Source organism: Burkholderia sp. Bp8984 (genome assembly GCF_003853755.1).
Classification (GTDB): Bacteria; Pseudomonadota; Gammaproteobacteria; order Burkholderiales; family Burkholderiaceae; genus Burkholderia.
Genome location: NZ_QTQN01000032.1, coordinates 25743 through 48785 on the forward strand (window position 1 = coordinate 25743; position 23043 = coordinate 48785).

A 23043-nucleotide genomic window follows, 5' to 3' on the forward strand; every position below is an offset into this window, starting at 1 on the left:
CGCACCGCACAGGTTCGTCTCTCTTGGCCCCGCATGCCCTGGTCGGCGTGCGGGGCTCTTTTTCATCCGGTGCGGAGCAGCACGGCGCGCGCGCTGCGGCGCCCTGCTCACTGGGTCGCGCCGGGCCCGGCGTTCGCCGGTGCAGGCGCCTTGATATTGCTCGACTGCCTGACCAGCTGGTCGGTCATCGCGGCAGCGACCGAATTCGCCCCCGCCGACGTGTGCTGCCGATCGCCGCTCGGCGTCGCCACGTATTGCGGCGCCGGCAACGACGGATCAAGCTTCGCCGATTCACGCACGAGCGCAGCGGTTTCAGGGGTTTCGGATTTCCTGGCGGACGGTGCTGCCGCGTGCCGCTCGAGCCCGTCGCGCTTGCGCGCGGCGTGCTGCGGAGGCTGATACGCCGCCTGCTGGCTCGGCCGGGCTGCCTGCGCAGCCTGGGCCGGCGGTGCCGATTGCGCAGATTGCGCCGGCTGGGCCGGTTGCGCTGCTTGTACCGGCGCTTGTACAGGTTGCGCGGGCTTGGCCTTAGGCGGGGTCGCATCCTCCGGCTCGACCGTCACGACATGGACGGTCGGTGGCGGCGCACTCGGCTTCGCCGGTTTTGCCGGTTTCGCCGGTGCGGCGATGACCGGCGCGACGGCGGCGGAGGCCGGTGCCGCATTCGTACGCGCAGCGGCCGCGGCAGGCGGCGCTACGGCCGCTGGTTGCGGCACCGCCTCGTCCACATGCGCGGACGGGACGGCGACGGGCGCGGGCGGCGCGATCGTGCCTTGTGCGGTGTGACCGTCGTTCGCCGCGGTCACGGCGGCGGCAGGTGCTGCGGCATCGCCGATGCCGGCTTCCGCGATCGCGCGGTGGTCCGCACGCAGGAGCATCACGTAGCCGCTGCCTGCCGCGGCAACCAGCAGACCGCCGGCGATCATCAATGTCTTACGGGTACGAGTCATGCTTGCTCACCGATCCAAATCGACGTGAACAAGCCATGATACGCGTGCGTTCGCGCATGATCCCGCACGAATACAATTGGTTGCATTGACGTCGACCCCAAGAGCGCGGAGGCCGTATGATGCTGCGCGCCCTATCGTCTGACGGTTCGGCACCGTCTGCCTTTCGCCATCAGATGCAGAAGATCGCGACCGCGATCCCGCCGAACAGCGCCCACTTGACGACGTAGTACACGGTGCGATTCCACGCCTTCAGCCGCTTGCCGGCGCGGCGAATCGCATACAGGTACTTGAATGCATGATTGAGCCCGCCCGTGCGGTCGCCCGTTTCGTTCGGCGACGCGGCCGCGCGCATCAGCAGGTGCCCGAACGCATCGTTGATGCGCTGCGCCCAACGATATTTCATCGGGCGGTCGATGTCGCAGAACAGGATCACGCGATCGTGCGCGGTGCGATTCTCGGCCCAGTGCAGATAGGTCTCGTCGAACATCACGGCCTCGCCGTCGCGCCATGCATACGACTCGCCGTCGACGACGATCCGGCACGCGTCGTCGTTCGGCGTGTCCAGCCCGAGGTGGTAGCGCAGCGAGCCCGCATACGGATCGCGATGCAGGCCGAGCTTGCCGCCCGGCGGCAACTGCGCGAACATCGCGGCCTTGATCGACGGAATCCGCGACAGAATCTCGACCGTGCGCGGACACAGCGCCTGCGCGGACGGATGCGGCGCGTCGTACCACTTCAGATAGAAGCGCTTCCAGCCGTTGCGAAAGAACGAATTGAAGCCGATGTCGTTGTACTCGCCCGACGCCTTGATCCGGCTGGCATCGCGCAACGCGAGCGCCTCCTCGCGGAAGGTCCGCCATTCGCGCTGCAGCACGGCGAGTTCCGGAAAGTGCCGCGTGTCGAGAAACGGCGTGGTCGGCACCGACGAGAACGCGTAGGAAAAGCAGTTCAGCGGCGCGGTGAAGGTCGAGTGATCGGATAGTTGCCTGAACAACCTGTGCCGAACCTTGCCGCGCCGGTGCGTATGGACGACACACGCAATGAACACGATCAACAGGACCCAGCGCATCGATATTTCCCCCGTAAGTTGTTTTACGGAATTCTAGGTACGGGGAAAATTTCCTGCGCTGAAGCGCAGGCGGTGCGAGGTGCGTCGGCAAGACGCGCAGAGGTTGCCGATCGAATCAGGCCGGCACACCGAAAAGCCCGTGCCGACGGGCTTTTCGACGCAACCGGATTGCGCGCGCGGCATGCTGCCGACCCGCGTGCATGCGGCGATTATTCCGGAAACGGTAACTCAGTTTGTCCGTCAGCGCGCATACCGAACGTGTTGAGCGTCATCGCCACGAGCGCGTAATAGCCGAGCAGCGCGACGAGGTTCACCACGGTCTCGTGGCCGAATCGCGCCTGCGCGCGCGCGAACGTCGCGTCGCTCACGCGCCGCGTGTCGTACAGCTCGGTCGCGAACGCATGGATCAGCGCATCGTCGTCCGATTCGAATGTCGGCTCGACGCCACGGCGGATCGCTTCGGCCGTCGCGGCCGGCACGCCGGCATCGAGCGCGATCGGATGGTGGATGTGCCACTCGGCCTGCGAGCGCCAGCGCGCGGCCGTCACGAGAATCGCGAGTTCCGACAGCCGCAGCGGCAAACCCGTGCGATAGCGGCAGAACGCGCCGAGCCGCTGCGCGTGCTGCGCAAGCTCGGGGCTCGCGATCCAGCCGAGGAACGGCCCGTTCAGGTTGCCGCGCGGGCCGCTGAGAATGTCCGCGAGCACGGCCTTCTGCTCGTCGGTGGCCGATGCGGGATCGAAGGGAGGCAGTCTGTCAGTCATGGCGAGGGTTCGGTGAGGTCGTGATTCACGCGCCGGCCGACGCGAGTGCCGCGTCGATCGCGCCGGACAGCCGCTCGACGATCGTGTCGATCTGCTGCGCGGTGCAGACGAACGGCGGCGCGACCAGGATGTGATCGCCGTGCACGCCGTCGATCGTGCCGCCCATCGGATACACCATCAGGCCGCGCTGCATCGCCTCGCGCTTGACCGCCGCATGCAGCTTCAGCGCGGGATCGAACGTCGCCTTGCTGTCGCGATCGCGCACGAGCTCGACGCCGACGAACAGCCCGCGGCCGCGCACGTCGCCGACATGCGGATGCGCACCGTACTGCTCGCGCAGCGACGCCCGCAGTTGCTCGCCGCGCGCCTGCACGTTGTCGAGCAGCTTCTCTTCGGCGATCACGCGCTGCACTTCGAGCGCGGCCGCACAGGCGGTTGCGTGGCCGAGATACGTGTGGCCGTGCTGGAAGAAGCCCGAGCCGTCGACGATCGTCCGGTAGATGCGATCGCTTACCAGTGTCGCGCCGATCGGCTGGTAACCCGCGCCGAGCCCTTTCGCGATCGTCAGCAGGTCGGGCGCGACTCCGTCTTCGTCGCATGCGAACAGGTAACCGGTACGCCCCATCCCCGACATGATTTCATCGAGAATCAGCAGCACGCCGTACTTGTCGCACACCGCGCGGATCTTCTTCAGGTAGGTACGCACCGGCGGCACCGCGCCGGCCGTCGCGCCGACCACCGTCTCCGCGACGAACGCCGCGACGTTTTCCGCGCCGAGTTCGACGATCTTCTGCTCCAGTTCGTCGGCCAGGCGCTGCGCATACGCTTCGTCGGTTTCTCCCGCCTGCTGGTCGCGATACGCATAGCACGGGCTCACGTGGTGCGCTTCGATCAGCAGCGGCAGGAACGGCTCGCGCCGCCATGCGTTGCCGCCGATCGCGAGTGCGCCGAGCGTGTTGCCGTGATAGCTCTGGCGGCGTGCGATGAAATGGCGGCGTTGCGGCTCGCCCTTTTCGACGAAATACTGGCGCGCAAGCTTCAATGCGGCTTCGACCGCCTCCGATCCGCCCGACACAAAATACACGTGTTCGAGGCCGGCCGGCGCGGCCTCGACGAGCCGGTCGGCCAGCTCCTCGGCCACCTCGGTCGTGAAGAACGACGTATGCGCATACGGCAGTTGCTGCGCCTGCCGCTTGATCGCATCGATCACGCGCTGGTTGCTGTGCCCGAGGCACGACACGGCCGCGCCGCCGCATGCGTCGATATAGCGTTTGCCGGTCGAATCGATGATCTCGATGCCGTCGCCTGCGACGGCGACGGGCAAGGTGGCGCGCGGAGCGCGATGGAAAACGGTCGTCATGCGTTGCCTCATGGTCAGGACGCGCGGGGCGCGTGCGCGGACGGCACGATGCGCGTCGCGAAGCGCTGCGTGCCGTGTTGATGAACGGTGAAGTCGATCGCGGTGTCGCGAATCGCGAACACGGCGGTCGCCAGCGTGTTTTCGTCGTCGGGATCGGCCGGATCGTCGCGATAGATCGGCAGCCCTTCCGGTGCGCGATCGCCGAGCACGCGCAGCAGCGCGGCTTCGTCGATCGCATCGATGGCCGGCGTCAGCGCATCGACGCGCCGCTGGCGATCGCCGGACGATTGCGTGACGATCTGCGCTTCTGCCTCGCAGCCCGGATGCACGAGATGATTCGCGTGGCCGCTGAGTTGCGAAACGTCGACGACCGAACAGCGCGCGACGCTCGCCTCGATGCTCAGGAGCCGCGTATCGCCGGTCGCGCCGAGCGTGTGGTGAAAGCCGCTCGCGCGCGCATGGGTGCGCAGCGCGTCGGCGGCTGCGTCGAGCGACGTCGCATCGAGCACCGCACGCGCGAGGATCATCCGCGGCACGCCGGCCGCGGGCGTGCGGATCCGCAGGTTGTTGATCGCCTGCGCGATGCCCGCGCGGTTCGCGGCGAACGTATGGCCGGGCAGCGAGCCCGGGTAATAGAAGCTGATGAAGCCCGGCTTGCCCTGCGGCTGCACGTCGACCAGCAGGCAGCGCTCGCGCAGGTACGGATCGCCGTCCTCGTTGTGCGCGATCCAGCGCGTGCCGTGCGCGTCGCGCCCGGCGAGCGTCGTGCAGCCGTCCGGCGCGTTATGGATCAGTTCGCCGCGGCAGTTCCACAGGAAGATGTCCTCCGCCGGCCAGCCGACGCCCGCCGCGATCCCGTCCAGTTCCGCGACGAGGTCGGGGTACGCGGCCAGCGCGGCCTGCCGCAGCGCGGCGACGAACGGATGGCCGCGCCAGCGGCGCACGGCCTGCCATGCGCTGCTCTGCTGCATGTACGCATCGAACACGGGGCGGGCAAGCTCGCCGAGACGCACGCCGATGTCGAATGGCGTGCCGGCGATGACGGGAGAAAGGGAAAGCGGCATGTCGGGCAATTCGGTTTCGTTCAGGACACGTGTTTCAGGAATTCCTTGAGGCGCGGTGTCGGCGGCCGGTCGATCAGGTCGACCGGATGGCCGTCCTCGGCGATGCCGCCCTGATCCATGAACAGGAGCCGCGTGCCGACCCGCTTCGCGAAGCCGATCTCGTGCGTGACGACGATCATCGTCATCCCTTCGGTTGCGAGATCCTGCATCACTTTCAGCACTTCGTGGCGCAATTCCGGATCGAGCGCGGAGGTGGGCTCGTCGAACAGCATCAGCCGCGGCCGGATCGCGAGCGCACGCGCGATCGCGACACGCTGCTGCTGGCCGCCCGACAGCTCCGACGGGTAATGATTCGCGCGCGATTCGAGGCCCACCTTGTCGAGCAGCGCCATCGCCTGGTCGCGCGCGTCGGCGCGCGACGCGCCGCGCACCTGGATCGGCCCGAACATCACGTTCTCGAGCGCGGTCATCTGCGGAAACAGGTTGAACTGCTGGAACACCATGCCGGCCTCGAGCCGGATGTTGCGAATCGTCGATGCGTTGCCGCGCACGCTCTGGCCGTCGACCAGCAGCTCGCCGCCGGTGATTTTCTCGAGCGCGTTGATACAGCGCAACATCGTCGACTTGCCCGAGCCCGACGGACCGATCACGACCACGACTTCGCCCGCGTCGATCTTCAGGTCGATATGCTTGAGCACCGGCACATGGCCGAAGCTCTTCGACACGTTCTGGAATTCGATCATGCTCATAGGATCCTCATGCGCTTTTCGACGAGCCGCAGCGTCAGCGTCATCGCGCCGGTCAGCATCAGGTAGATGATGGCCACCGCGGTCCAGATTTCGACGGCCTGGAAATTGCCGGCAATGATTTCCTGTCCCTTGCGCGTCAGTTCGCCGACGCCGATCACGATGAACAGCGACGTGTCCTTCAGGCTCACGATGCACTGGTTGCCGAGCGGCGGAATCAGCCGGCGGAACGCGAGCGGCCCGACCACCTTCAGCAGCACGCGCGGCATCGACAGGCCCATCGCGAGCCCCGCTTCCGTCAGCCCCTTCGGGATCGACAGCAGCGCGCCGCGCACCACTTCCGCGAGATACGCGCCGGAATTCACCGTGATCGCGATGATCGCGGCCGTCAGTCCGTCGATGCGGATATGCGCGAGCAGCGGCAGCGCGAAGTACAGGAACATCACCTGCACGACGATCGGCGTACCGCGGATCAGTTCAATATAAACCTGTGCGAGCACGTTCATCGCCTTCGGTCCGTATGCGCGGAACATGCCCGCGATCATCCCGACGACGAACCCGCCCACCAGCCCGAAAAATGCGATGAACACCGTCAACCGGACCCCGTCCATCAGGTCCGGCAACGCCGCCCAGATCGCCGACCAATCGAAATTCACGTGTCGCTCCCCGTTCGATTCAAGACCGGCGCGGCCGCCCGGCCGCGCCCTGTTGCGCCGTCACGCTCACAGCTTCGGCGGCTCGGCGCCGAACCACTTCTTGTAGATCTGCGCGTAGCGGCCGTCGGACTTGATCTTCACGAGCGACGCGTTGACCTTCGGCACGAGCGGGCTGCCCTTCGGGAAGCCGATCCCGTACTTGTCGCCGCTCACCGGCTGGCCCGCGACCTTCACCTTGCCCTTGCCTTCGTTGTTCACGAAGAACAGCACGTTCGGCGTGTCGTGCATCGCCGCGTCGACGCGGCCGGCCTCGAGCGCGAGGTACGCCTGGTCGATGTTCGGGAACTGGCGGATCTCCTTCGGCTTCAGGTGCGCCTTGATCCAGTCGATCGTCGCGGTGCCCGTCTTCGCGGCGATCACCTTGCCGTTCAGGTCGTCGATCGACTTGATCGACGTATTGTCGGCCTGCACCATCGCCGCGAGCCCGCTGTCGTAGTACGGCGCGGAGAAGTCGATCGCCTTCTTGCGCTCTTCCTTGATGGTCATCCCCGACAGCGCGACGTCGATGTTCTGCGTCTGCAGCGCCGGGATCAGGCCCGCGAAATCCATCGGCTGGATCGTGTATTTCCAGCCCTGGTCCTTCGCGATCTCCGCCCACAGGTCGAGATCGAAGCCGACGTACTTGTCGCCCTGCTTGAACTCGAACGGCATGAACGACGTATCGGTCCCGACGACGAGCGTCTTGGTATCCGCGTGCGCGATGCTGGCGCCGAGCGCGGCGACCACCGCGACGGCTTTCAGGAAGGAACGACGACTCATGGCTTTTCTCCGCATGGTTGAGCGATGTAACCGGCCGGCTGGCCGGGGAACGACGACATCAAGCCGCACCGCAACATGCGATGTTGAATTAGACCTTAGTGCAACAAGTGTTGTCAACACGGATACTACGACAACAAAAAAACGCGCAACAAGTAATTGCATCGAGACAAACCCGCGCGGGACGGGCGGGATTGGTCAGAGGAAAAGGCGGGGGAATGACGGCGGGAGCGCGCGGCGGGCCCTGGACTCGGGGATGAGGCGGGCGAGCGGTATTTGCCGGCAACCGCCGCCGCTCAACGAACGGAATGAACCGCGAGCGGCAACGCCGCCCGGCATGACTTCAACGCGACGTTACGCCGCCACCCCGCTCGCCTGATGCGAAACCAGCCGCGCATACGCACCCTGCCGCGCGATCAGCGCCGCATGCGTTCCCGCCTCGATGATCCTGCCGTGCTCGAGCACGAGGATCGTGTCCGCGTTGCGCACGGTCGACAGCCGGTGCGCGATGATGATCGACGTCCGCTGCGCCATCAGATCCTCCAGCGCCGCGCGGATCTGCTGCTCGCTGATCGTGTCGAGGTGGGACGTCGCTTCGTCGAGGATCAGCACCGGCGCATCCTTCAGGAACGCACGGGCGATCGCGACGCGCTGGCGCTGTCCGCCGGACAGCTGCACGCCGCGCTCGCCGACCCGCGTCTCGAGCCCGTCGGGCAGCCGCGCGACGAATGCGCCCAGCGCCGCGTGGTCGATCGCGCGCCGGACGTCCTCGTCCGATGCATCGTGCGCTGCGAGGCGGATGTTCGCCTCGAGCGTGTCGTTGAACAGATAGGTATCCTGCGCAACCAGCGCGATGTGCCGGCGCAGATCGTCGAGCCGCAGATCGCGCAGGTCGACGCCGCCCAGCGTCACGCGCCCGTGCTGCGGATCCCAGAAGCGCAGCAGCAGGCTCGCGACGGTCGACTTGCCGGCGCCCGATGCGCCCACCAGCGCGACCGTGCTGCCGGGCGGCACCTCGAAACTCACGCGATCGATCGCCGGCACGCCGCGGCCCGGGTACGTGAAGCCCGCGTTCTCGAACCGCACGGTCGCGTCGCCGGACAGCGCATGCGCGCCGTCGACGACCGTCACCGGCTCCTTCTCGAGCGCGCGCAAGCGCCGCGTCGATGCAATCGTGTCGGCCAGCTGCCGCGCGACCTGGCCGATCTCGGCCACCGGCATGAAGGCGGCCACCGCGACCAGCACCAGCAGCGGCAACGCTTCGTGCGCGAACCAGCCGCGCGCGCACAGCAGCGCACCGAGCGCCGCGACGGCCAGCCCGCCGAGCCCGCTCGCGACTTCGAGCGCGGCGCTCTGCGCCGACAGATCGTCGAGCAGCTTCGCGCGCTGCTGCCGGTACGCGTCGGCTTGCGCGACGAACGCGGCACGCCGACGCGCGAGTGCCTGGAACGCAGTCAGTTCCGCGAGCCCCTGGATCGTTTCGGTCAGGTGCGCGCCGAGCAGGCCGAGCGCCTCGCGTGCGCCGGTGCCGAGCCGGTCGACGTCGCGCCGCGCCAGCACGGGCGCCAGCCCGGCCCACAGCAGGAACGGCAGCAACACCAGCGCGAGCGGCCAGGCGACCGACGCGAGCAGCACCAGCACGCCGGCCGGCACCAGCACCGCGACGAACGCCGGCGCGAGCGTATGCGCATAGAAGTATTCGACGGTCTCGACGTCCTGCGTCGCGAGCGCGACCAGATCGCCGGAACGGCGCCGCAGCAAACCGGCCGGCGCGAGCCGTTCGAGCGTCGCGAACAGCGCGATGCGCATCTCGGCGAGCAGCCGGTACGCGATGTCGTGCGCGAGCCACGATTCGAGCCAGTGCAGCACCGCCGCGACCGGCGCGACGACCAGCAGCGCCGCGACGAGCGCGCCGTTCGCGTGCCCGTCCGACACGCCGCCGACCACCCGCGCACCGATCACGCCGACGCCGATGAACGCGAGCACGCGGCCGATCCCGAACAGCACGGTCAACACGACCTTGCCCTTCCACGGACCGACGAAGCGCAGCAGCGCGCGCAGCGTTTCGGGCCAGCCGATCGTCGCCGCGTCGTCGTTCAGCGGCCTGACCTGCGGGCCCGATGCAGCACGCGCGCCCGCGCCGCCGGCCATCGCGGCCGTGCCGACGGCTTCGGCGGCTGCCTCCAGCTGCGGCCCCATCAGCTGGCGATACGGGCCGTCGCGCGCGATCAGTTCCGCGTGCGTGCCCGCGTCGACCACCCGCCCCTGGTCGAGCACCAGGATGCGATCGGCGCCGATCACGCTGGACAGCCGGTGCGCGAGCACGAGCGTCGTACGCCCGCGCGTGAGCCGGTCGAGCGCCTGCTGGATCAGCGCTTCGTTCTCCGCATCGACCGACGACAGCGCCTCGTCGAGCAGCAGGATCGGCGCATCGCGCAACAGTGCGCGCGCGATCGCGATTCGCTGGCGCTGGCCGCCCGACAGCATCAGCCCGCGTTCGCCGATGCGCGTCGCATAGCCGTCGGGCAGCGCCGAGATGAAATCGTGCGCGTTGGCGGCTCGCGCGGCCGCGATCATGTCCGCGTCGCTCGCGTCGGGACGGCCGAGCCGCAGGTTGTCGGCGACGCTGCCGTCGAACAGCGTCGCGTCCTGCGCGACCACCGCGATCATCTCGCGCACCTGATCGGCGTCGAGCGTGCGCACGTCGTGCCCGCCGATGCGGATCGTGCCGCCCTGCGCATCGTGCTGGCGCAGCAGCAGGCGCACGATGGTCGACTTGCCCGCGCCGCTCGGGCCGACGATCGCGACCGTCTCGCCTTCGCGCACCGTGAAGCCCAGCGCCGCATGCGCATCCGCGCGACGCCCCGGATACGCGAAGCTGACGCCGTCGAACACGATCTCCGGCCGCAGGTGCGGCACGCGCGGCGCCGCGGCGGCCGGCGTGTCGCTGCCCGCATCGAGCAGCGCGTGAATCGCGTTCGCCGCCGACTGGCCGATCATCCCCTGGTGCAGCACGCCGCGCAGGTCGCGCAGCGGCCGGAAGATTTCGCTGCCGGCCATCAGCACGATCAGCAGCGCCTCGAGGCTCATGTCGCCGTGGCGCACGCGCCATGCGCCGACCGCGATCGCCGCCGCCGCGCCGAGGCCCGTGCCGAGATCGGTGAAGAGCCGCGTCAGCAGCCCGAGCGCGAGCACCCAGAACGTGCTGTCGGACAATGCGCGCGCCTTCGCCGCCAGCTTCGCGCCGAACGCGCCGCTCTGCCCGAACGCCTTCAGCGTCGGCAGGCCCTGCACCGCGTCGAGAAACTCCTCGCCGAACGCCTTGAACGCGGCCGAGCGGGCGAGCGCCGCGCGCCGGTCGGCGCGATGCACGAGTTGCGGCAGCGCGAGCGTGACGAGCGCCGCGACCAGCAGGATCGCGGCCGTCGGCACGTCCCACCATGCGAGCACCGCGAAGATCATCACCGGCGCGCACGCGGCGATCACGAGCTGCGGCAGGTAGACGCCGAAGAAGGTCTGCAGCTGCTCGACGCCGTCGACGACGGCCAGCATCACGCCGCCCGTGCGCTCGCCGCTGAACCATGCGGGGCCGAGCGCCGCGATCCGGTCGAACAGCCGCGCGCGCAGCGTGGACTGTACGCGCCCGGCCGTGTGCTGCGCGAGCACCGTGCGACGATGGTCGAGCCATGCGCGCAGCAGCACGCAGGCCGCGGTTGCAACGGCGGTTTCGGCGATATCGCGCGCCGGCGCGCCGGCAAAGACGAGCGCGAGCACGCGGCCGAGAAACACGAACCGCAGGATGCCGACACCCATCGCGAGCAGCCCGAGCGCGACCGCGGCGGCGACCCGCCAGCGCAATCCCGCCATCATCGCCCATAGTCGTCGGTCGAAATACATGAAGCCCTCCGGTCGGTTTTTCGTTGCGATTCGATTGACCGGACCAAGGCTACCCGCCCCCCCGACGCGCGGCAAAAGATGATTTTTCAACGGGTGTTGAGTCAACTACAATACCCCGCATGTCGCACCTCCCTCCCCTCAGCGCGCTGCGTGCTTTCGAGGCGGCCGTCCGCCTCGGCGGGTTCGCGCGCGCGGCGGCCGAGCTGAACGTGTCGACGAGCGCGATCAGTCACCAGATCCGCGCGCTCGAGGAATCGCTGGGTGCCCGCCTGCTCGAACGCAGCACGGGGCTCGGCGGCATCGGCCTCACGCAAGCGGGCGCCCGCCTGCTGCCGGCCGTCAGCGATGCGCTGTCGAAGCTGACCGACGCGTGCGCCGAGATTCGCGGCACCACCGCGCAACGGCTGACGGTGTCCGCCAACGCGCCGTTTTCGTCGATGTGGCTCGCGCGCCGTCTCGCGGAATTTTCGTCGCTTCATCCCGACACGCCGCTGCATGCCATCGTGGTCGACGACGAACCGGATTTCGCGCGCAGCGGCGTCGATCTCGCGATCGTGCACGTGCCCGCGCACCGGCTGCGCGCCGACGACGACATCCTGATGCGGGAAACCGTGTTCCCGGTGTGCAGCCCCGAGCTGTTCCCGTACGCATCCGGGTACGTGTGCCGCTCGCGGCTGCTGCAGGAGATGCACGAGGACAGCCCCGAGATCGACTGGCGCAACTGGGCCGTGCACTTCGGCCTGCCGGACGACTTCGAGACGAAGATCGTCCGTTACAGCAGTTTCAGCCAGGTGATCGGCGCGGCGGTGGGCGGCGCGGGCATTGCGCTCGGCCGTGTGCCGCTGATCGAGCCCGAACTGCGCAGCGGCCGCCTGGTGCCGCTGGTGCCGGGCCTCGAGCGCGATGCGTCGTGGCGCTTCGTGCTGCGCCGCAATCCGTCGGCACGGCACCGGTTGCTCGATCCGTTGATCGCGTTCCTGCGCCGCGAAGCCGATGCCCCGCCGCTCCAGCGCGCGAAGATCGTTGCACCCGCATCCAACGACAGTCACGCGCGCGACGCGGGCGGTGCGTAGCGCGCCCGCATCCGGATGCCGGCGCGCGTGTCGGCAGTCCGTTGCGGCGTCACGGCTTCGCGAAGAACAGCACATCGATCAATGACAGGGGCACGTAGCGCTTGGCACTGCGCCGCGCCGTTCGCGCACCGGTTTTCTGGAGGGGAGACTCGGCAAGGCAGGCTGGCGAAGGCCGTGTCGACATGGGTCCGGCACAAAAAATTCCACCAAATCGCCGACAAATACGTTAATTAAAACTGGTCGAACACCAATAAGATAGCGCTCAACACTGGCTGGGTGCGCAACGCACCGGCCGCTGACCCGCGCCCCCGCGCGCGTACCGAACGACTTTCGACCCGAGCCCGCCCATGCCCCGTCCCATCGTCGCCCATATCCGTCCCGACGCCGTCCGCCACAACCTCGACTTCATCCGCCGCACCGCCGCGCAATCGCGCGTATGGGCCGTGATCAAGGCCAACGCCTACGGTCACGGGATCGAGCGGATCTACCCGGGCCTCGCGGCCGCCGACGGCATCGCGCTGCTCGATCTCGACGAAGCCGTGCGTGTGCGGGAACTCGGCTGGGACAAGCCGGTGCTGCTACTCGAAGGCATCTTCGAGCCGGCCGACGTCGAACTGGCCGATCGTTACCGGCTGACGGTGGCCGTGCACTGCGACGCGCAGCTCGACCTGCTGATCGCCGCGAAGCCTCGGCAACCGATCGACATCCAGCTGAAGATGAACTCCGGGATGAACCGGCTCGGCTACCGGCCCCACGCATTCCGTGCCGCGTGGGAGCGCGCCGCGGCCGCGCCGTCGATCGGCAAGATCACGCTGATGATGCATTTCGCAAACGCCGACGAAGGCGAAGTCGACTGGCAGCTCGAGCAGTTCGATGCGGCCACCGCCGGGATTCCGGGCGAGCGCTCGACATCGAATTCGGCGGCCGTGCTGTGGCATCCGCGCGCGCATCGCGACTGGGTTCGGCCTGGCACGATCCTGTATGGCGCGTCACCGACCGGCGCGTCGCGGCATATCGCCGACACGCCGCTGATGGCCGCGATGACGCTGACCAGCAAGATCATCGGCGTGCAGACGCTCGCGCCGGAAGAAACGGTCGGCTACGGCCGCCGCTTCACCGCCGACCAGGCGATGCGGATCGGCGTCGTCGCGTGCGGCTATGCGGACGGCTATCCGCGCCACGCGCCGACCGGCACGCCGATCGCGGTGGACGGCGTGATGACGCGCGTCGTCGGCCGCGTGTCGATGGACATGCTGACCGTCGATCTGACGCCGTGCCCGGACGCGGGCATCGGCTCGAGCGTCGAGCTGTGGGGCGATCAGGTGAAGGTCGACGACGTCGCGGAAGCCAGCGGCACGATCGGCTACGAGCTGATGTGCGCGCTCGCGCGCCGCGTGCCGGTCGTGGTCGTGCCGTCCGGCGCGTCGACGGTGCAGCCGGCGCCGCGCACGGGCAGCTACGGGCGATAACCGGGGCGCGGATGCGGCGGCACGCTCGCGGGTCGCTGCGCATCCGGACGCTCGGAATCCGCTTGCGGGCCGCGTCGGGCGGTCCGCTTGTTTTGTGCGGTCTGCTTTTGCGGCCTGCTTTTGCCGCATGTACCGACGGCGAAGCACAGGCGGGACGCAGCGCGCAACCGGTCCACGGGCGCCACACACTACGAACTACGAACTACTCACGCCACGTCGGCTTGCGCTTCTCGAGGAACGCATCGATCCCCTCGCCGGCGTCCTCTTCCATCATGTTGCGCGCCATCACGTCGCCCGCAAAAGCGTATGCGTCGTCCAGCGGCAGTTCTCGCTGCCGGTAGAACATCTGCTTGCCGTAGCGCACCGCCGCCGGGCTCTTCGCGACGATCTCCGCGACCTTGCGCGCGACGGCCGCGTCGAGCGCATCCTCGGGCACGGCCTCGTTGACGAGCCCCCACGCGGCGGCCGTCGCCGCATCGATGAAACGCCCGGTGACGAGCATGTCGAACGCGCGCTTCGCCGACACGTTGCGGCTCAACGCAACGGCGGGCGTCGAACAGAACAGCCCGACGTTGATACCCGACACCGCGAAGCGCGCGGTGTCGGCCGCCACGGCGAGGTCGCACGCGGCGACGAGCTGGCAGCCGGCCGCCGTCGCGATGCCCTGCACGCGCGCGATCACCGGCACCGGCAGCGCGCGCATCGCGAGCATCACGCGGCTGCATTGCGCGAACAGTGTGCGGTAATAATCGAGTTCGGGCTTGCCGCGCATCTGCCGCAGGTCGTGGCCCGCGCAGAATGCCTTGCCCTGCGCGGCGAGCACGACACAGCGCACGTGCGGATCGGCGGCCAGCGAATCGAACGCGTCCTGCAGGCTCGCCAGCATCGCCTCCGACAACGCGTTGAACTGTTGCGGCCGGTTCAGCCGCAGCGTGACGACGCCGTCGTGGGCCTCGCTCAGCAGGATCGGCTCGGCTGTCTCGTGAATGGGTTCCATGATGCTCCGCTCGATGGGGTTCGATCGGACGCGAACCGGCGGCACGGGCAACACGCGTCCGGATTCGCGATCGACATGATCACGAATCGTCCTCCAGTTTGCGCGCGACGTCCAGCGAAGCGGACGGACCGCCGGCGCAGCAGACGTTCGCGGGAATCGGGCGGCGCGCCACTCGCGTGCGTGGTCAGGGCCGCGTGCAGGAGCGCACATCGCGAATTTCGACCGTCGCGCCGCCCTGAATGCAGATCGCACCGCCCTGCGCGTACCCGGCATGCTCGCCTGCGAACATCCCGTTGCAACCGGCGACGCAGCGGTCGCGCGTCCCGAATCGCAAACTCGAACACGCAACCGGTATCGGGCCCGCTCCCGCCGAATATCGGCTCAGCCCGCGAGCTTCTTCAGCGCGTCGAGCACCGCATCGCCCTTGAACGGCTTCACGATCCAGCCCTTCACGCCGGCGGCCTTGCCGCGCTCCTTCATCGCCGGGCTGCTTTCGGTCGTCAGCATCACCACGTTGACCGACGTGTTCGCCAGCTCGCCGCGGATCTTCTCGACCATCGTCAGGCCATCCATGTTCGGCATGTTCACGTCGCTGATCACGAGACGCACGCCGGGTGTCGCCTTGAGCTTCGCGAGCCCGTCCTTGCCGTCCACCGCCGTCGCGACGTCGAGCCCGTGATTGCGCAGGAAACCCGCGACTTCGTCGCGCACCGTGCCCGAATCGTCGACCACCAGAATCTTTGCCATGCCGTCTTCCCCTTTCGTCGTTGCCGACTTCAACATTCAAAACAGTTCGAGTTCGCCCGCTTCCACCATTGGCCCCACGTCCTGCACAGATTCGCGGAAATCCTCCGGCGACCAGCTCAGGCTGAACACGAAACGCTGGTCGAGCCGCACCGACCGCCCCGATGCGGGGTCGGTCATCCGGTACTTGAAACAGAGCTGCGGACAGTCGCCGCCGAACGAAATGAACTTCTGCTTGTGATTGACGACGAGCGGCACCTGCACCGGATGGCGCGCAAGGGCCTCCGCGTCGCCGAGATAGCGGTTCTTGAACGCGCCCCACACGAGGTTGGTCAGCTCGCCGAGCACGCTGTTCACGTCGCGGAAATCGGGTGCCCGGCCGTCGTCGCGCGTGCCGCCGATCATGTCGAGCAGCGGCTGCTCGCTCGTCTGCAGCAGCATGTAGCCGCGGCACCATGCGCTTTCCAGCGCGATCAGGCTGAACACCTCGCCGAAGATGATCTGGTCGCGCACGATGCACGGCGTGTCGCGCTCGATCGTCATGCCCGGGAACAGGCTGTCGAGCCGCGCCTCGGTGATCTCCGCGATGCCGCGCACCAGTGCGTTCGGGTAGTCGCGGCCGAACAGGTACTCGTCGATCGCGCGCTTGAGCGGCGTCAGGTCGTCGGCGACGTAGGCCGCGCACGCGACGCGTGCGAGCGCATCGGGCAGCCCGTCGCGCGACGCGTCCCCTGCATTCGACATGCGGCGCAGGATGATCGGCAGCTCGGGGCGCAGCGCATCGATCTGCGTCGCGACGATCGCGCTTTCGTCCGGCGAGCCGCCGTAGTCCTCGGCGAGCAGGATCGCGCCGAGATCGATGTTCGAGCGCAGCACCTTCAGCAGCCGGTTGCGCCGCACGGTCAGGCCGACCAGGTTGTGCTCGTCGCAGAAGCGCTTGAGCGTCGCCGCATGCGCGCGGCTGTCGTCGAGCACGAGCACCTTGCTGACGGGTTGGTCTACGGTCATGTCGCGGAGTCCTCGCAATCGGTCAAAACAGTTCGAGCTCGCCGCCCGTGTCCACGCTCGCCGCTTCCGACACGTGGAAATCGACCGGCGCGTTCGCGCACACGCACAGCGTCGCGCCGATCCGCACGTCGCCGTCGAGCGTCACGTCGTACGCGGCCACGTGGCCGGGATTCAGCGCCTGCAGGTAGTCGATGCTCGCGCCGCTCAGCAGGTAAGGCGTCGACATCCCGAGATCGGGGAACGGCACGGTCAGCGCCTGGTTGATCGCGCCGCAGCACAGGTTCGCGACTTCCATGAACGCTTCGGGCAGCGGCCGCTGCGCGCTCGCGCCGGGCGCCGCCGCAGCGAAATGGCGGCGCGTCGGTTCGTCGTCCCGAAAACGCAGCGCGAGCAGCAGCCGGAAATGCAGCGCCGAGATCGTCAGCACTGCGACGTGTTCCGCGATCTTCGGCATCGCGCGCGACTTCGTGCGGGATGGGTCATGTGACGCACCATGTGCGTCGTCGGCAGCCGGCCGGATCTCGCACGCGCCGCCGGACGCGAGCCGCGTGCGCGCCGCATCGAAGAAGATCCGCTCGAAACCGGCGCGGGCCTGCGCGCTGATCACGCCGCCGCTCCTTCGAGCCGCGCATGCAGCTGCCCCGCCAGCGTCTCGACCGTCGCGAGCGCGGCCGTGATCATCTTGCCGCCGGCCTGGATGTCCTGGAACGTCGCGGCCGTCACGAGATCGTTGCGGTTCAGGCTGTCGCGATAGCTGTTCGACAGTTGCTGCGAGCGCGCGGCAAGCCCGCGCACCTCGCTCGCGACGATCGAGAAGCCGCGTCCCGCGGCGCCCGCGCGCGCGGCCTCGATCGATGCGTTCAGCGAGACGATCGACACGTGCGCGACGATCGCCGACAGCTCCTGGTTCTTCGTGCGCATGTCCTGGTTCTGCGTGGTCAGCGAGATCATCTGCTCGTGCCAGCGCTCGAACGTGCCGGCCAGCCCGCGCAGGCGCGCGGCCTCTTCGGCGAGCTTCGCCGCGTGCTGCGACAGCGCGGCGCGCTCGGCCGCGAGCGCCTGCAGCGCGTCGCGCTGCTCGCCGGTGCCGGCCGCCTCGCGCGCCCGCGTTTCCTCGAGTTCCGTTTCGCGGCGCGTCCATGCCCGTGCGGCTTCCGCATGTGCGGCCGCGGCTTCGTCGGCCCGCGCATCGGCCGCGCCGAGCGCGGCGCGCAACGCGTCCGCTTCGCGCGTCAGCGCGGCAACGTGCCGCGCGCGTGCGATGCGCCACGCGAACGCGGCGATCGCCGCGACCACGAGGCCGCCCGCCAGCGCGGCACCGATCGGGATCATCCACGCTTGCACGATCACTCCGTTGCGTCGACGTTCACGGCGTGCACCGGCTGCCCGATTTCGCGCACCGCAGCGTTGGCCACGCCGTTGACCGCACCGTCCGCCGCGAAACGCGCCGGCAGCGACACGATCGTCTCGAACGCGCGATACGACGCGCCGACGCGATCGTCGGTAAAGCGCAGCGCGATATCGCCGCCGTCGCGCTTCAGGAAGTTGCGCACCGCGTCCATCCCGACGCCGCGCCCCGATACCTCGGTCACCGCGCGCGCGGTCGAGAAGCCCGGGCGGAAGATCAGTTCGGCCACGGCTTCGTCGGTCAACCCGGCTTCGTTGCCGGCGTCGATCCAGCCGCGCTCGCGCGCGATCCCGCGAATCCGGTCGAGCGCGAGGCCGCGGCCGTCGTCGGCGAGCACGAAGCGCAGTGCCTCGCCGTCGACGTCGACCGCGATGTCGATCTTGCCGGCCGGCGCCTTGCCGGCCGCGCGACGCTCGTCGGACGTTTCGATGCCGTGGTCGATCGCGTTGCGCAGCAGGTGCATGAACACGTTCGTCAGCGTCGCGCCGATCTCGCTGCGCACGCGATGGCCGTTGCTGTCGATATGCACGACGGGCGCCGGCTTGCCGAGTTCGGCCGCGAGCGACGGCAGCGATTCGATCACGCCGCCCAGCGCATCGCCGATGCCCTGCGTGCCGAACTGGCTCAACAGGCGGCGCACCGAATCGCGCGCCGCGTGCCAGTCGCCCGCGTTCGCCGGGTCGGCGCCGTCGAGCATGCGCAGGCTCTCGCTGATATGCGCGCGCTCGACCATCAGGTAGTCGGCGCCGCCATGCTGCGCCGCCTCGCCGTGGCGGCCGAGCGTGACCGCGTTGATCGTCGCGTAGCGGTCGACCGCCTCGCGCACGCGGGCGAGGTCGTCCATCAGCGCATCGCGGTTCCACTCGGGGCCGCCGTCGGCGCGGCGCAGCGATTCGTACGCCTGCTCCGCTTCGTGCACGATGTTGGTCAGGTGCTGCAGGCTATACGTGCGCGCATTGCCCTTGATCGTGTGCATGTTGTGAAACAGCGCCGCGACGATCGAGTGATCCGCGCGTTCGTGCTGGCGGATCATCCGCTCGTTCTCGCTGAGGAAACCCTTCGCGCTGTGCACGAAGTCGTGGAACTTGTCCTGGCTGATCGACAGGATCTCGCCGATCATCTCGAGGCGGCGCTGCTGCTCGCCGGCCTGCGCGGTCAGCTCGCGAATCTCCGTCACGTCGCGCACGCACAGCATCAGCCGCACGACCGTGTCGGTCTCGTCGGTGATCGCCGACCAGCTCAGGTCGAGCCATTTCTCGCGGCCGTCCGGCATCCGCTTCGCGACTTCGTTGACGAGCAGGTGCTCGTTGAACGCGAAGTTCATGCTGTCCTCGCCGAGGCACGCATGCACGGCCGCGTCGACCTGCGAGCGCGCGTCGGAACCGATGCCCGAATCGTCGAACACGAGTGCCATCAGGTCGCGGCCGGCGATGTCGTGCGTTTCGAAGATGGTTTCGAGGTAAGCCGAATACTCCGCATGCACGACCCCGCCTTCGACGACGGTCAGGATCCCCTGCTGCATGTTCTGCAGCATCGCCTGGATGTCGGCCGTCTTCTGCTTCAGTTGCGCGGCGTTCTCCTGGATCTTCTCGATCATCCCGTTGAACGCGACGATCGAATGGCCGATCTCGTCCATCCGGCCCACCGGCACGCGGCGCGTGAAGTCCTGGCTCGTCGCGATCTCGCTCATCGCCGTCTGCATCCCGATCAGCGGACGCGTGATCTGGCGATACAGCACGAAGCCGAGCGCGGTCAGCAGCACGACCACCGTGCCCGCCACCCCCGCGATCGCGGTGGCCGTCGTCGCGAGCATGCCGTTCAGCGCACGGATCGCGTCGTCCTTCTGGCGGTTCTTCTCGACGCGCAGCGTGTCGACGATGCTTTCGAGTTCGTCGCGATACTGCGCGACGTTCGCGAACAGGTACGCCTGCGCCATCTCGGGCTTGCCGTCGGTCTTCATCTTCACGGTGTCGTCGATCGCGGCGAAGTAGTTCGCGGCGCTGTCCTTCGCCTGCGCGACGAGGCCTTCCTGCGCGCGGCCGACCGCCGATTTCGCCTGGGCGTCGAGCGCGGCGCGCAGCGCACCCTGCTTCGCCTTCAGTTCGTCGCGCGCCTGCGCGGCGGTGTTCGCGTCGGGCGCGTACACCAGCGTCATCGTCGCGATCTGGATGTTCTTCACGTCGGCGACGAGATCCGCCGACGCGAGCGCGCTCGGCACGATTCCCTGGGTAACCTGACGCACCTCGGACGCGCTCTTGCGCGTCTGGTACACGGCGTACACGCCGATCGCGGACAACGCGAAAAACGTCAGGACGACTAGCAGCGTAATGCGATGACGGATGGTCATGAGTACAGCTCCCCGCAGCGATCCGGCTTCGATCGCGCTCTGGCCTATTGAAAGAATGTGAGCGGCGAATTATCGGGGATGGTGTATGACCGTCCGATGACTGAAAATCAATCGGCCGTTGAGGAAATCGCAATGATTAATTGCGACGGGAAAATCCTAAAGTTTTCCGCGAATGAGCCGTTAACCTTCGGCGCATCTGGGCTCTGGCCGCTTGCCGGGCAGCGCGGAATAATCGCATCCGGAAATTTATTCTTCGATTCTCGATTCGGCAATTCAATCCGGCCGAATACCGGTGAAACGTTTGCGCATTATCCGTGAATCGAATCGCTCGGGCAGTCATTCACGCGCGATAACGGAGATCATGCGCGAGCCGGACCGGCGGGCCGCATCATTGCCGCTCACGGGTCGAGCGCACCGCCCGACCAGCCTGCCGACGGCCGCGACCCGGTCAGCTTCAACGCGACGTCGCCCTGCGCGACCAGCCGCTCGCGATTGCGCGTGACGATGCGCCCGGCTTGCGGCGCCACCAGCACGTGCTCGCTGCCGGGCACGCCCGGCAGCGCGACGATCCGCGCGATGCGCTCGCCGGCCTCGACCGTCGCGCCGAGTTCGCGTTCGTACACGAGCACGCCCGACACCGGCGCGAGCACGGTTTCCATGTGCGCGATCGGCACGGCGTCGCCATGCCAGTCGCGCACGCCGGCCGGTTCCGCGATCACGCCGCGGCCGCGCAGGAACGCAAGGATGCCGTCGGCATCGCGTTCTGCGAGCGTGTCGGACACGTCGGATTGGCCGCGCAGTTCGATCGTCGCGACGAGTCGCTCGCGCAAACCGCCGTTGCGCGCCCAGTGCGCGGCAATCGCGCCTTCGAACGCGCCGTCGTCGTCCTCGTCCCACAGGATCGCGACGTCCACGCCGAGCGCGGCCGCGAGATCGCGGCCGGCCGGCCACAGATCGCGATGCAGGTATACGTACGGCAGCGCCTCGGAATCGGTATGCAGATCGAGCACAATGTCGGCGTCGCACGCGGCGTCGAACACCGTGCGCTGCCACGCGGCGAACGTCGTCGCGGGCCGGCGCGCCGCAGCCGATTCGTGAAAGTGCCGGTTGAAATTGCGGTGCGTCGCGTCGTGGAAGCGGCCGAGCAGCCGCCCTTGCCGGAACTGCGCGAGCCCGAGCGGATTCGCCTGCGGCACGACCGTCACCGTGCCGCGCAGCGCGCCGCGATCGTGGGCCGCACAAAGTTGCGGCAGCAACCGGTGCAGCACGAGCATGCCGGCGATCTCGTCCGCATGCACGCCGGCCTGCAGGAGTACGCGCGGCCCGTCGCCGCCCGACAGCCGCCACGCGCGGATCGCGAGCGGCTGGCCGCCGTCGCCCGGCACCTGCCACGTCAGCGTTTCGATCATCGTCGCTCCTCCTTCCGGTTCCGGATATGCATCACGACGCCGCGCGCGTTCCCGCCGAGGCTTGCGACGAATGCCGCGATGCGCTCGCACGCGTCGGCGAGCTTCGCATCGTCGACGACGAAGCCGAAGCGCACGAAGCCCGACGCCGTTTCGCCGAACGCGCTCGCATCGAGCAGCGCGACCTGCTTTGCGCGGAACAGCCCCCACGTGAAAGCGTTCGCATCCAGCCCCGTGCCGCGCACGTCGACCATCATGAACATCCCGGCTTCCGGCAGCAGGCAGCGCAGCCCCGGGACGTCGCGCAGGCGCGCGTACGCGAGGTCGCGGCGGCGCCGATACAGCTCGCGCATGTCGGCGACGATCGTGGCCTTGTTGTCGAGCGCGGTCACGGCCGCCTGCTGGACGAAGCCGGGCAGTCCGTACAGCATGCACAGCGCGAGCCGTTCCGCATGCTCGATCAGCTCGATCGGGCCGATCGCCCAGCCGACCCGCCAGCCCGGCATCGCATGCGATTTCGACAGGCTGCCGATCGTCACCGTGCGCTCGGCCATCCCCGGGAGCGACGCGATGCTGACCATGTCGCGCTCGAACGTCAGCTCCGCGTAGACCTCGTCGGACACGACCCACAGGTCGCGCTCGCATGCGAGCCGCGCGATCCGTTCGAGATCGGCGCGCGGCATCACGACGCCGGTCGGATTGCACGGCGTCGCGAAGAAGATCGCCTTCGTGCGCGGCGTCACGGCCGCTGCGAGCGCGTCGACGTCGAGATGAAAACCGCGAGCCGCATCGACCGGCACCGGCACGAGCGTCGCGCCCGACGCGCGCACGCTGGCTTCGTACGTGAGGTACATCGGCTCCGGCACGAGCACCTCGTCGCCAGCCTCGCACAGGCACAGCGCCATCGCGAACAGCGCGTTCTGCGCGCCGGCCGTCACGATCACGTGCTCGGCGCCGACCGCCTGCCCGCACGCCTTCGCATGCTCGCGCGCGATCGCCGCGCGCAGCTCGGCGCGCCCGCGCACTTCGCTGTAGTGCGTATCGCCGCCGCGCAGCGCGGTCACCGCGCGTTCGACGATCACGTCGGGGGTCGGGAAATCCGGATCGCCGACGCTCAGCACGATCGCCGGCTCGCCGGCCGCGACGGCCGCCTGCGCCGCGTAATGAATGTCCCAGGCGGTCGTGCGCTTGCCCTGCAGGCGCTCGACCAGCTTCGAATAGTTCATGTGTTCTCCGGCGCGCGGCGCCCGCCCGGCCGCCGCGCCATCA

The 23043-nt window shown here is 68.5% G+C and carries 20 protein-coding genes; 3 read left to right on the plus strand and 17 right to left on the minus strand.

All coding sequences use genetic code 11. The annotated features are described in order from the left end of the window. Positions 1–107: 107 nt before the first annotated feature. The 9 genes from DID98_RS27120 to DID98_RS27160 all read right to left on the minus strand — a co-directional run bounded on the left by DID98_RS27120 (position 108) and on the right by DID98_RS27160 (position 11322). Positions 108–950 (minus strand): extensin, encoded by an 843-nt coding sequence (locus DID98_RS27120; RefSeq protein ID WP_124522920.1) that lies wholly within the window; start codon positions 948–950, stop codon positions 108–110. A gap of 169 nt (positions 951–1119) precedes the next feature. Further along, positions 1120–2019, minus strand: a complete 900-nt coding sequence (gene lpxO, locus DID98_RS27125) for a lipid A hydroxylase LpxO (protein ID WP_124522922.1) — start codon at positions 2017–2019, stop codon at positions 1120–1122. 209 nt (positions 2020–2228) lie between these two features. Further along, positions 2229–2783 carry a carboxymuconolactone decarboxylase family protein gene (locus DID98_RS27130; RefSeq protein ID WP_124522924.1) on the minus strand — a complete coding sequence of 185 codons (555 nt, stop codon included), beginning with the start codon at positions 2781–2783 and terminating at the stop codon, positions 2229–2231. A gap of 25 nt (positions 2784–2808) precedes the next feature. Continuing rightward, complete coding sequence (locus DID98_RS27135; RefSeq protein WP_124488842.1) at positions 2809–4143, minus strand: aspartate aminotransferase family protein; 1335 nt, start codon at positions 4141–4143, stop codon at positions 2809–2811. Between the two features lie 14 nt (positions 4144–4157). Then, on the minus strand, positions 4158–5207 hold the full coding sequence (locus tag DID98_RS27140) for a C45 family peptidase (RefSeq protein ID WP_124522926.1): 1050 nt from the start codon (positions 5205–5207) through the stop codon (positions 4158–4160). A gap of 20 nt (positions 5208–5227) precedes the next feature. Beyond that, entirely contained in the window at positions 5228–5956 is a 729-nt protein-coding gene (glnQ, locus tag DID98_RS27145; protein WP_014899691.1) for a glutamine ABC transporter ATP-binding protein GlnQ, read from the minus strand. Further along, positions 5953–6609 carry a glutamine ABC transporter permease GlnP gene (gene glnP / locus DID98_RS27150; RefSeq protein WP_044843947.1) on the minus strand — a complete coding sequence of 219 codons (657 nt, stop codon included), beginning with the start codon at positions 6607–6609 and terminating at the stop codon, positions 5953–5955. Before glnP ends, glnQ begins: the two co-directional genes overlap by 4 nt. Positions 6610–6675: 66 nt before the next feature. Then, on the minus strand, positions 6676–7428 hold the full coding sequence (gene glnH / locus DID98_RS27155) for a glutamine ABC transporter substrate-binding protein GlnH (RefSeq protein WP_044843946.1): 753 nt from the start codon (positions 7426–7428) through the stop codon (positions 6676–6678). Positions 7429–7779: 351 nt separating this feature from the next. Beyond that, on the minus strand, positions 7780–11322 hold the full coding sequence (locus DID98_RS27160) for an ABC transporter ATP-binding protein (protein WP_124522928.1): 3543 nt from the start codon (positions 11320–11322) through the stop codon (positions 7780–7782). Positions 11323–11441: 119 nt separating this feature from the next. Between DID98_RS27160 and DID98_RS27165 the strand changes: the two genes are divergently transcribed. Then, positions 11442–12395, plus strand: coding sequence for a LysR family transcriptional regulator (locus DID98_RS27165; RefSeq protein WP_124522930.1), 954 nt, complete (start codon positions 11442–11444; stop codon positions 12393–12395). Positions 12396–12742: 347 nt separating this feature from the next. Further along, positions 12743–13864 (plus strand): alanine racemase, encoded by a 1122-nt coding sequence (gene alr, locus DID98_RS27170; RefSeq protein ID WP_124522932.1) that lies wholly within the window; start codon positions 12743–12745, stop codon positions 13862–13864. A 202-nt stretch (positions 13865–14066) separates the two neighbouring features. Here alr and DID98_RS27175 read toward each other — a convergent pair whose 3' ends face one another. The 6 genes from DID98_RS27175 to DID98_RS27200 form a co-directional block, all read right to left on the minus strand. Further along, entirely contained in the window at positions 14067–14861 is a 795-nt protein-coding gene (locus tag DID98_RS27175; RefSeq protein WP_124522934.1) for an enoyl-CoA hydratase, read from the minus strand. Between the two features lie 381 nt (positions 14862–15242). Next, positions 15243–15608, minus strand: a complete 366-nt coding sequence (locus DID98_RS27180) for a response regulator (RefSeq protein WP_006765703.1) — start codon at positions 15606–15608, stop codon at positions 15243–15245. 36 nt (positions 15609–15644) lie between these two features. Further along, a complete protein-coding gene (locus DID98_RS27185; RefSeq protein ID WP_044843940.1) occupies positions 15645–16613 on the minus strand; it encodes a chemotaxis protein CheX in 969 nt (322 codons plus the stop codon). A gap of 22 nt (positions 16614–16635) precedes the next feature. After that, positions 16636–17220 (minus strand): hypothetical protein, encoded by a 585-nt coding sequence (locus DID98_RS27190; protein ID WP_124522936.1) that lies wholly within the window; start codon positions 17218–17220, stop codon positions 16636–16638. Then, positions 17217–17957, minus strand: coding sequence for a methyl-accepting chemotaxis protein (locus DID98_RS27195; RefSeq protein ID WP_124522938.1), 741 nt, complete (start codon positions 17955–17957; stop codon positions 17217–17219). Before DID98_RS27195 ends, DID98_RS27190 begins: the two co-directional genes overlap by 4 nt. Positions 17958–17959: 2 nt before the next feature. Next, the gene (locus DID98_RS27200) at positions 17960–20368 is read right to left on the minus strand and encodes an ATP-binding protein (RefSeq protein ID WP_124523794.1); all 2409 of its coding nucleotides are present in this window, start codon (positions 20366–20368) and stop codon (positions 17960–17962) included. 96 nt (positions 20369–20464) lie between these two features. Here DID98_RS27200 and DID98_RS27205 point away from each other — a divergent pair, with 96 nt between their 5' ends. Continuing rightward, positions 20465–20686, plus strand: a complete 222-nt coding sequence (locus DID98_RS27205; protein WP_124522942.1) for a hypothetical protein — start codon at positions 20465–20467, stop codon at positions 20684–20686. Positions 20687–20766: 80 nt separating this feature from the next. Here DID98_RS27205 and DID98_RS27210 read toward each other — a convergent pair whose 3' ends face one another. After that, positions 20767–21777 (minus strand): succinylglutamate desuccinylase/aspartoacylase family protein, encoded by a 1011-nt coding sequence (locus DID98_RS27210; RefSeq protein ID WP_124523796.1) that lies wholly within the window; start codon positions 21775–21777, stop codon positions 20767–20769. After that, complete coding sequence (locus DID98_RS27215) at positions 21774–23000, minus strand: pyridoxal phosphate-dependent aminotransferase (RefSeq protein WP_124523797.1); 1227 nt, start codon at positions 22998–23000, stop codon at positions 21774–21776. The genes DID98_RS27210 and DID98_RS27215 overlap by 4 nt, the downstream gene beginning before the upstream one ends. Between the last annotated feature and the right edge of the window lie 43 nt (positions 23001–23043).

What these genes read in the sequence shown, in the direction of transcription:
- DID98_RS27120 (WP_124522920.1), bottom strand. Translation starts at nt 950, where the DNA reads ATGACTCGTACCCGTAAGACATTGATGATCGCCGGCGGTCTGCTGGTT.
- lpxO (WP_124522922.1), bottom strand. Translation starts at nt 2,019, where the DNA reads ATGCGCTGGGTCCTGTTGATCGTGTTCATTGCGTGTGTCGTCCATACG.
- DID98_RS27130 (WP_124522924.1), bottom strand. Translation starts at nt 2,783, where the DNA reads ATGACTGACAGACTGCCTCCCTTCGATCCCGCATCGGCCACCGACGAG.
- DID98_RS27135 (WP_124488842.1), bottom strand. Translation starts at nt 4,143, where the DNA reads ATGACGACCGTTTTCCATCGCGCTCCGCGCGCCACCTTGCCCGTCGCC.
- DID98_RS27140 (WP_124522926.1), bottom strand. Translation starts at nt 5,207, where the DNA reads ATGCCGCTTTCCCTTTCTCCCGTCATCGCCGGCACGCCATTCGACATC.
- glnQ (WP_014899691.1), bottom strand. Translation starts at nt 5,956, where the DNA reads ATGAGCATGATCGAATTCCAGAACGTGTCGAAGAGCTTCGGCCATGTG.
- glnH (WP_044843946.1), bottom strand. Translation starts at nt 7,428, where the DNA reads ATGAGTCGTCGTTCCTTCCTGAAAGCCGTCGCGGTGGTCGCCGCGCTC.
- DID98_RS27160 (WP_124522928.1), bottom strand. Translation starts at nt 11,322, where the DNA reads ATGTATTTCGACCGACGACTATGGGCGATGATGGCGGGATTGCGCTGG.
- DID98_RS27165 (WP_124522930.1), top strand. Translation starts at nt 11,442, where the DNA reads ATGTCGCACCTCCCTCCCCTCAGCGCGCTGCGTGCTTTCGAGGCGGCC.
- alr (WP_124522932.1), top strand. Translation starts at nt 12,743, where the DNA reads ATGCCCCGTCCCATCGTCGCCCATATCCGTCCCGACGCCGTCCGCCAC.
- DID98_RS27175 (WP_124522934.1), bottom strand. Translation starts at nt 14,861, where the DNA reads ATGGAACCCATTCACGAGACAGCCGAGCCGATCCTGCTGAGCGAGGCC.
- DID98_RS27180 (WP_006765703.1), bottom strand. Translation starts at nt 15,608, where the DNA reads ATGGCAAAGATTCTGGTGGTCGACGATTCGGGCACGGTGCGCGACGAA.
- DID98_RS27185 (WP_044843940.1), bottom strand. Translation starts at nt 16,613, where the DNA reads ATGACCGTAGACCAACCCGTCAGCAAGGTGCTCGTGCTCGACGACAGC.
- DID98_RS27200 (WP_124523794.1), bottom strand. Translation starts at nt 20,368, where the DNA reads ATGACCATCCGTCATCGCATTACGCTGCTAGTCGTCCTGACGTTTTTC.
- DID98_RS27205 (WP_124522942.1), top strand. Translation starts at nt 20,465, where the DNA reads ATGACTGAAAATCAATCGGCCGTTGAGGAAATCGCAATGATTAATTGC.
- DID98_RS27210 (WP_124523796.1), bottom strand. Translation starts at nt 21,777, where the DNA reads ATGATCGAAACGCTGACGTGGCAGGTGCCGGGCGACGGCGGCCAGCCG.
- DID98_RS27215 (WP_124523797.1), bottom strand. Translation starts at nt 23,000, where the DNA reads ATGAACTATTCGAAGCTGGTCGAGCGCCTGCAGGGCAAGCGCACGACC.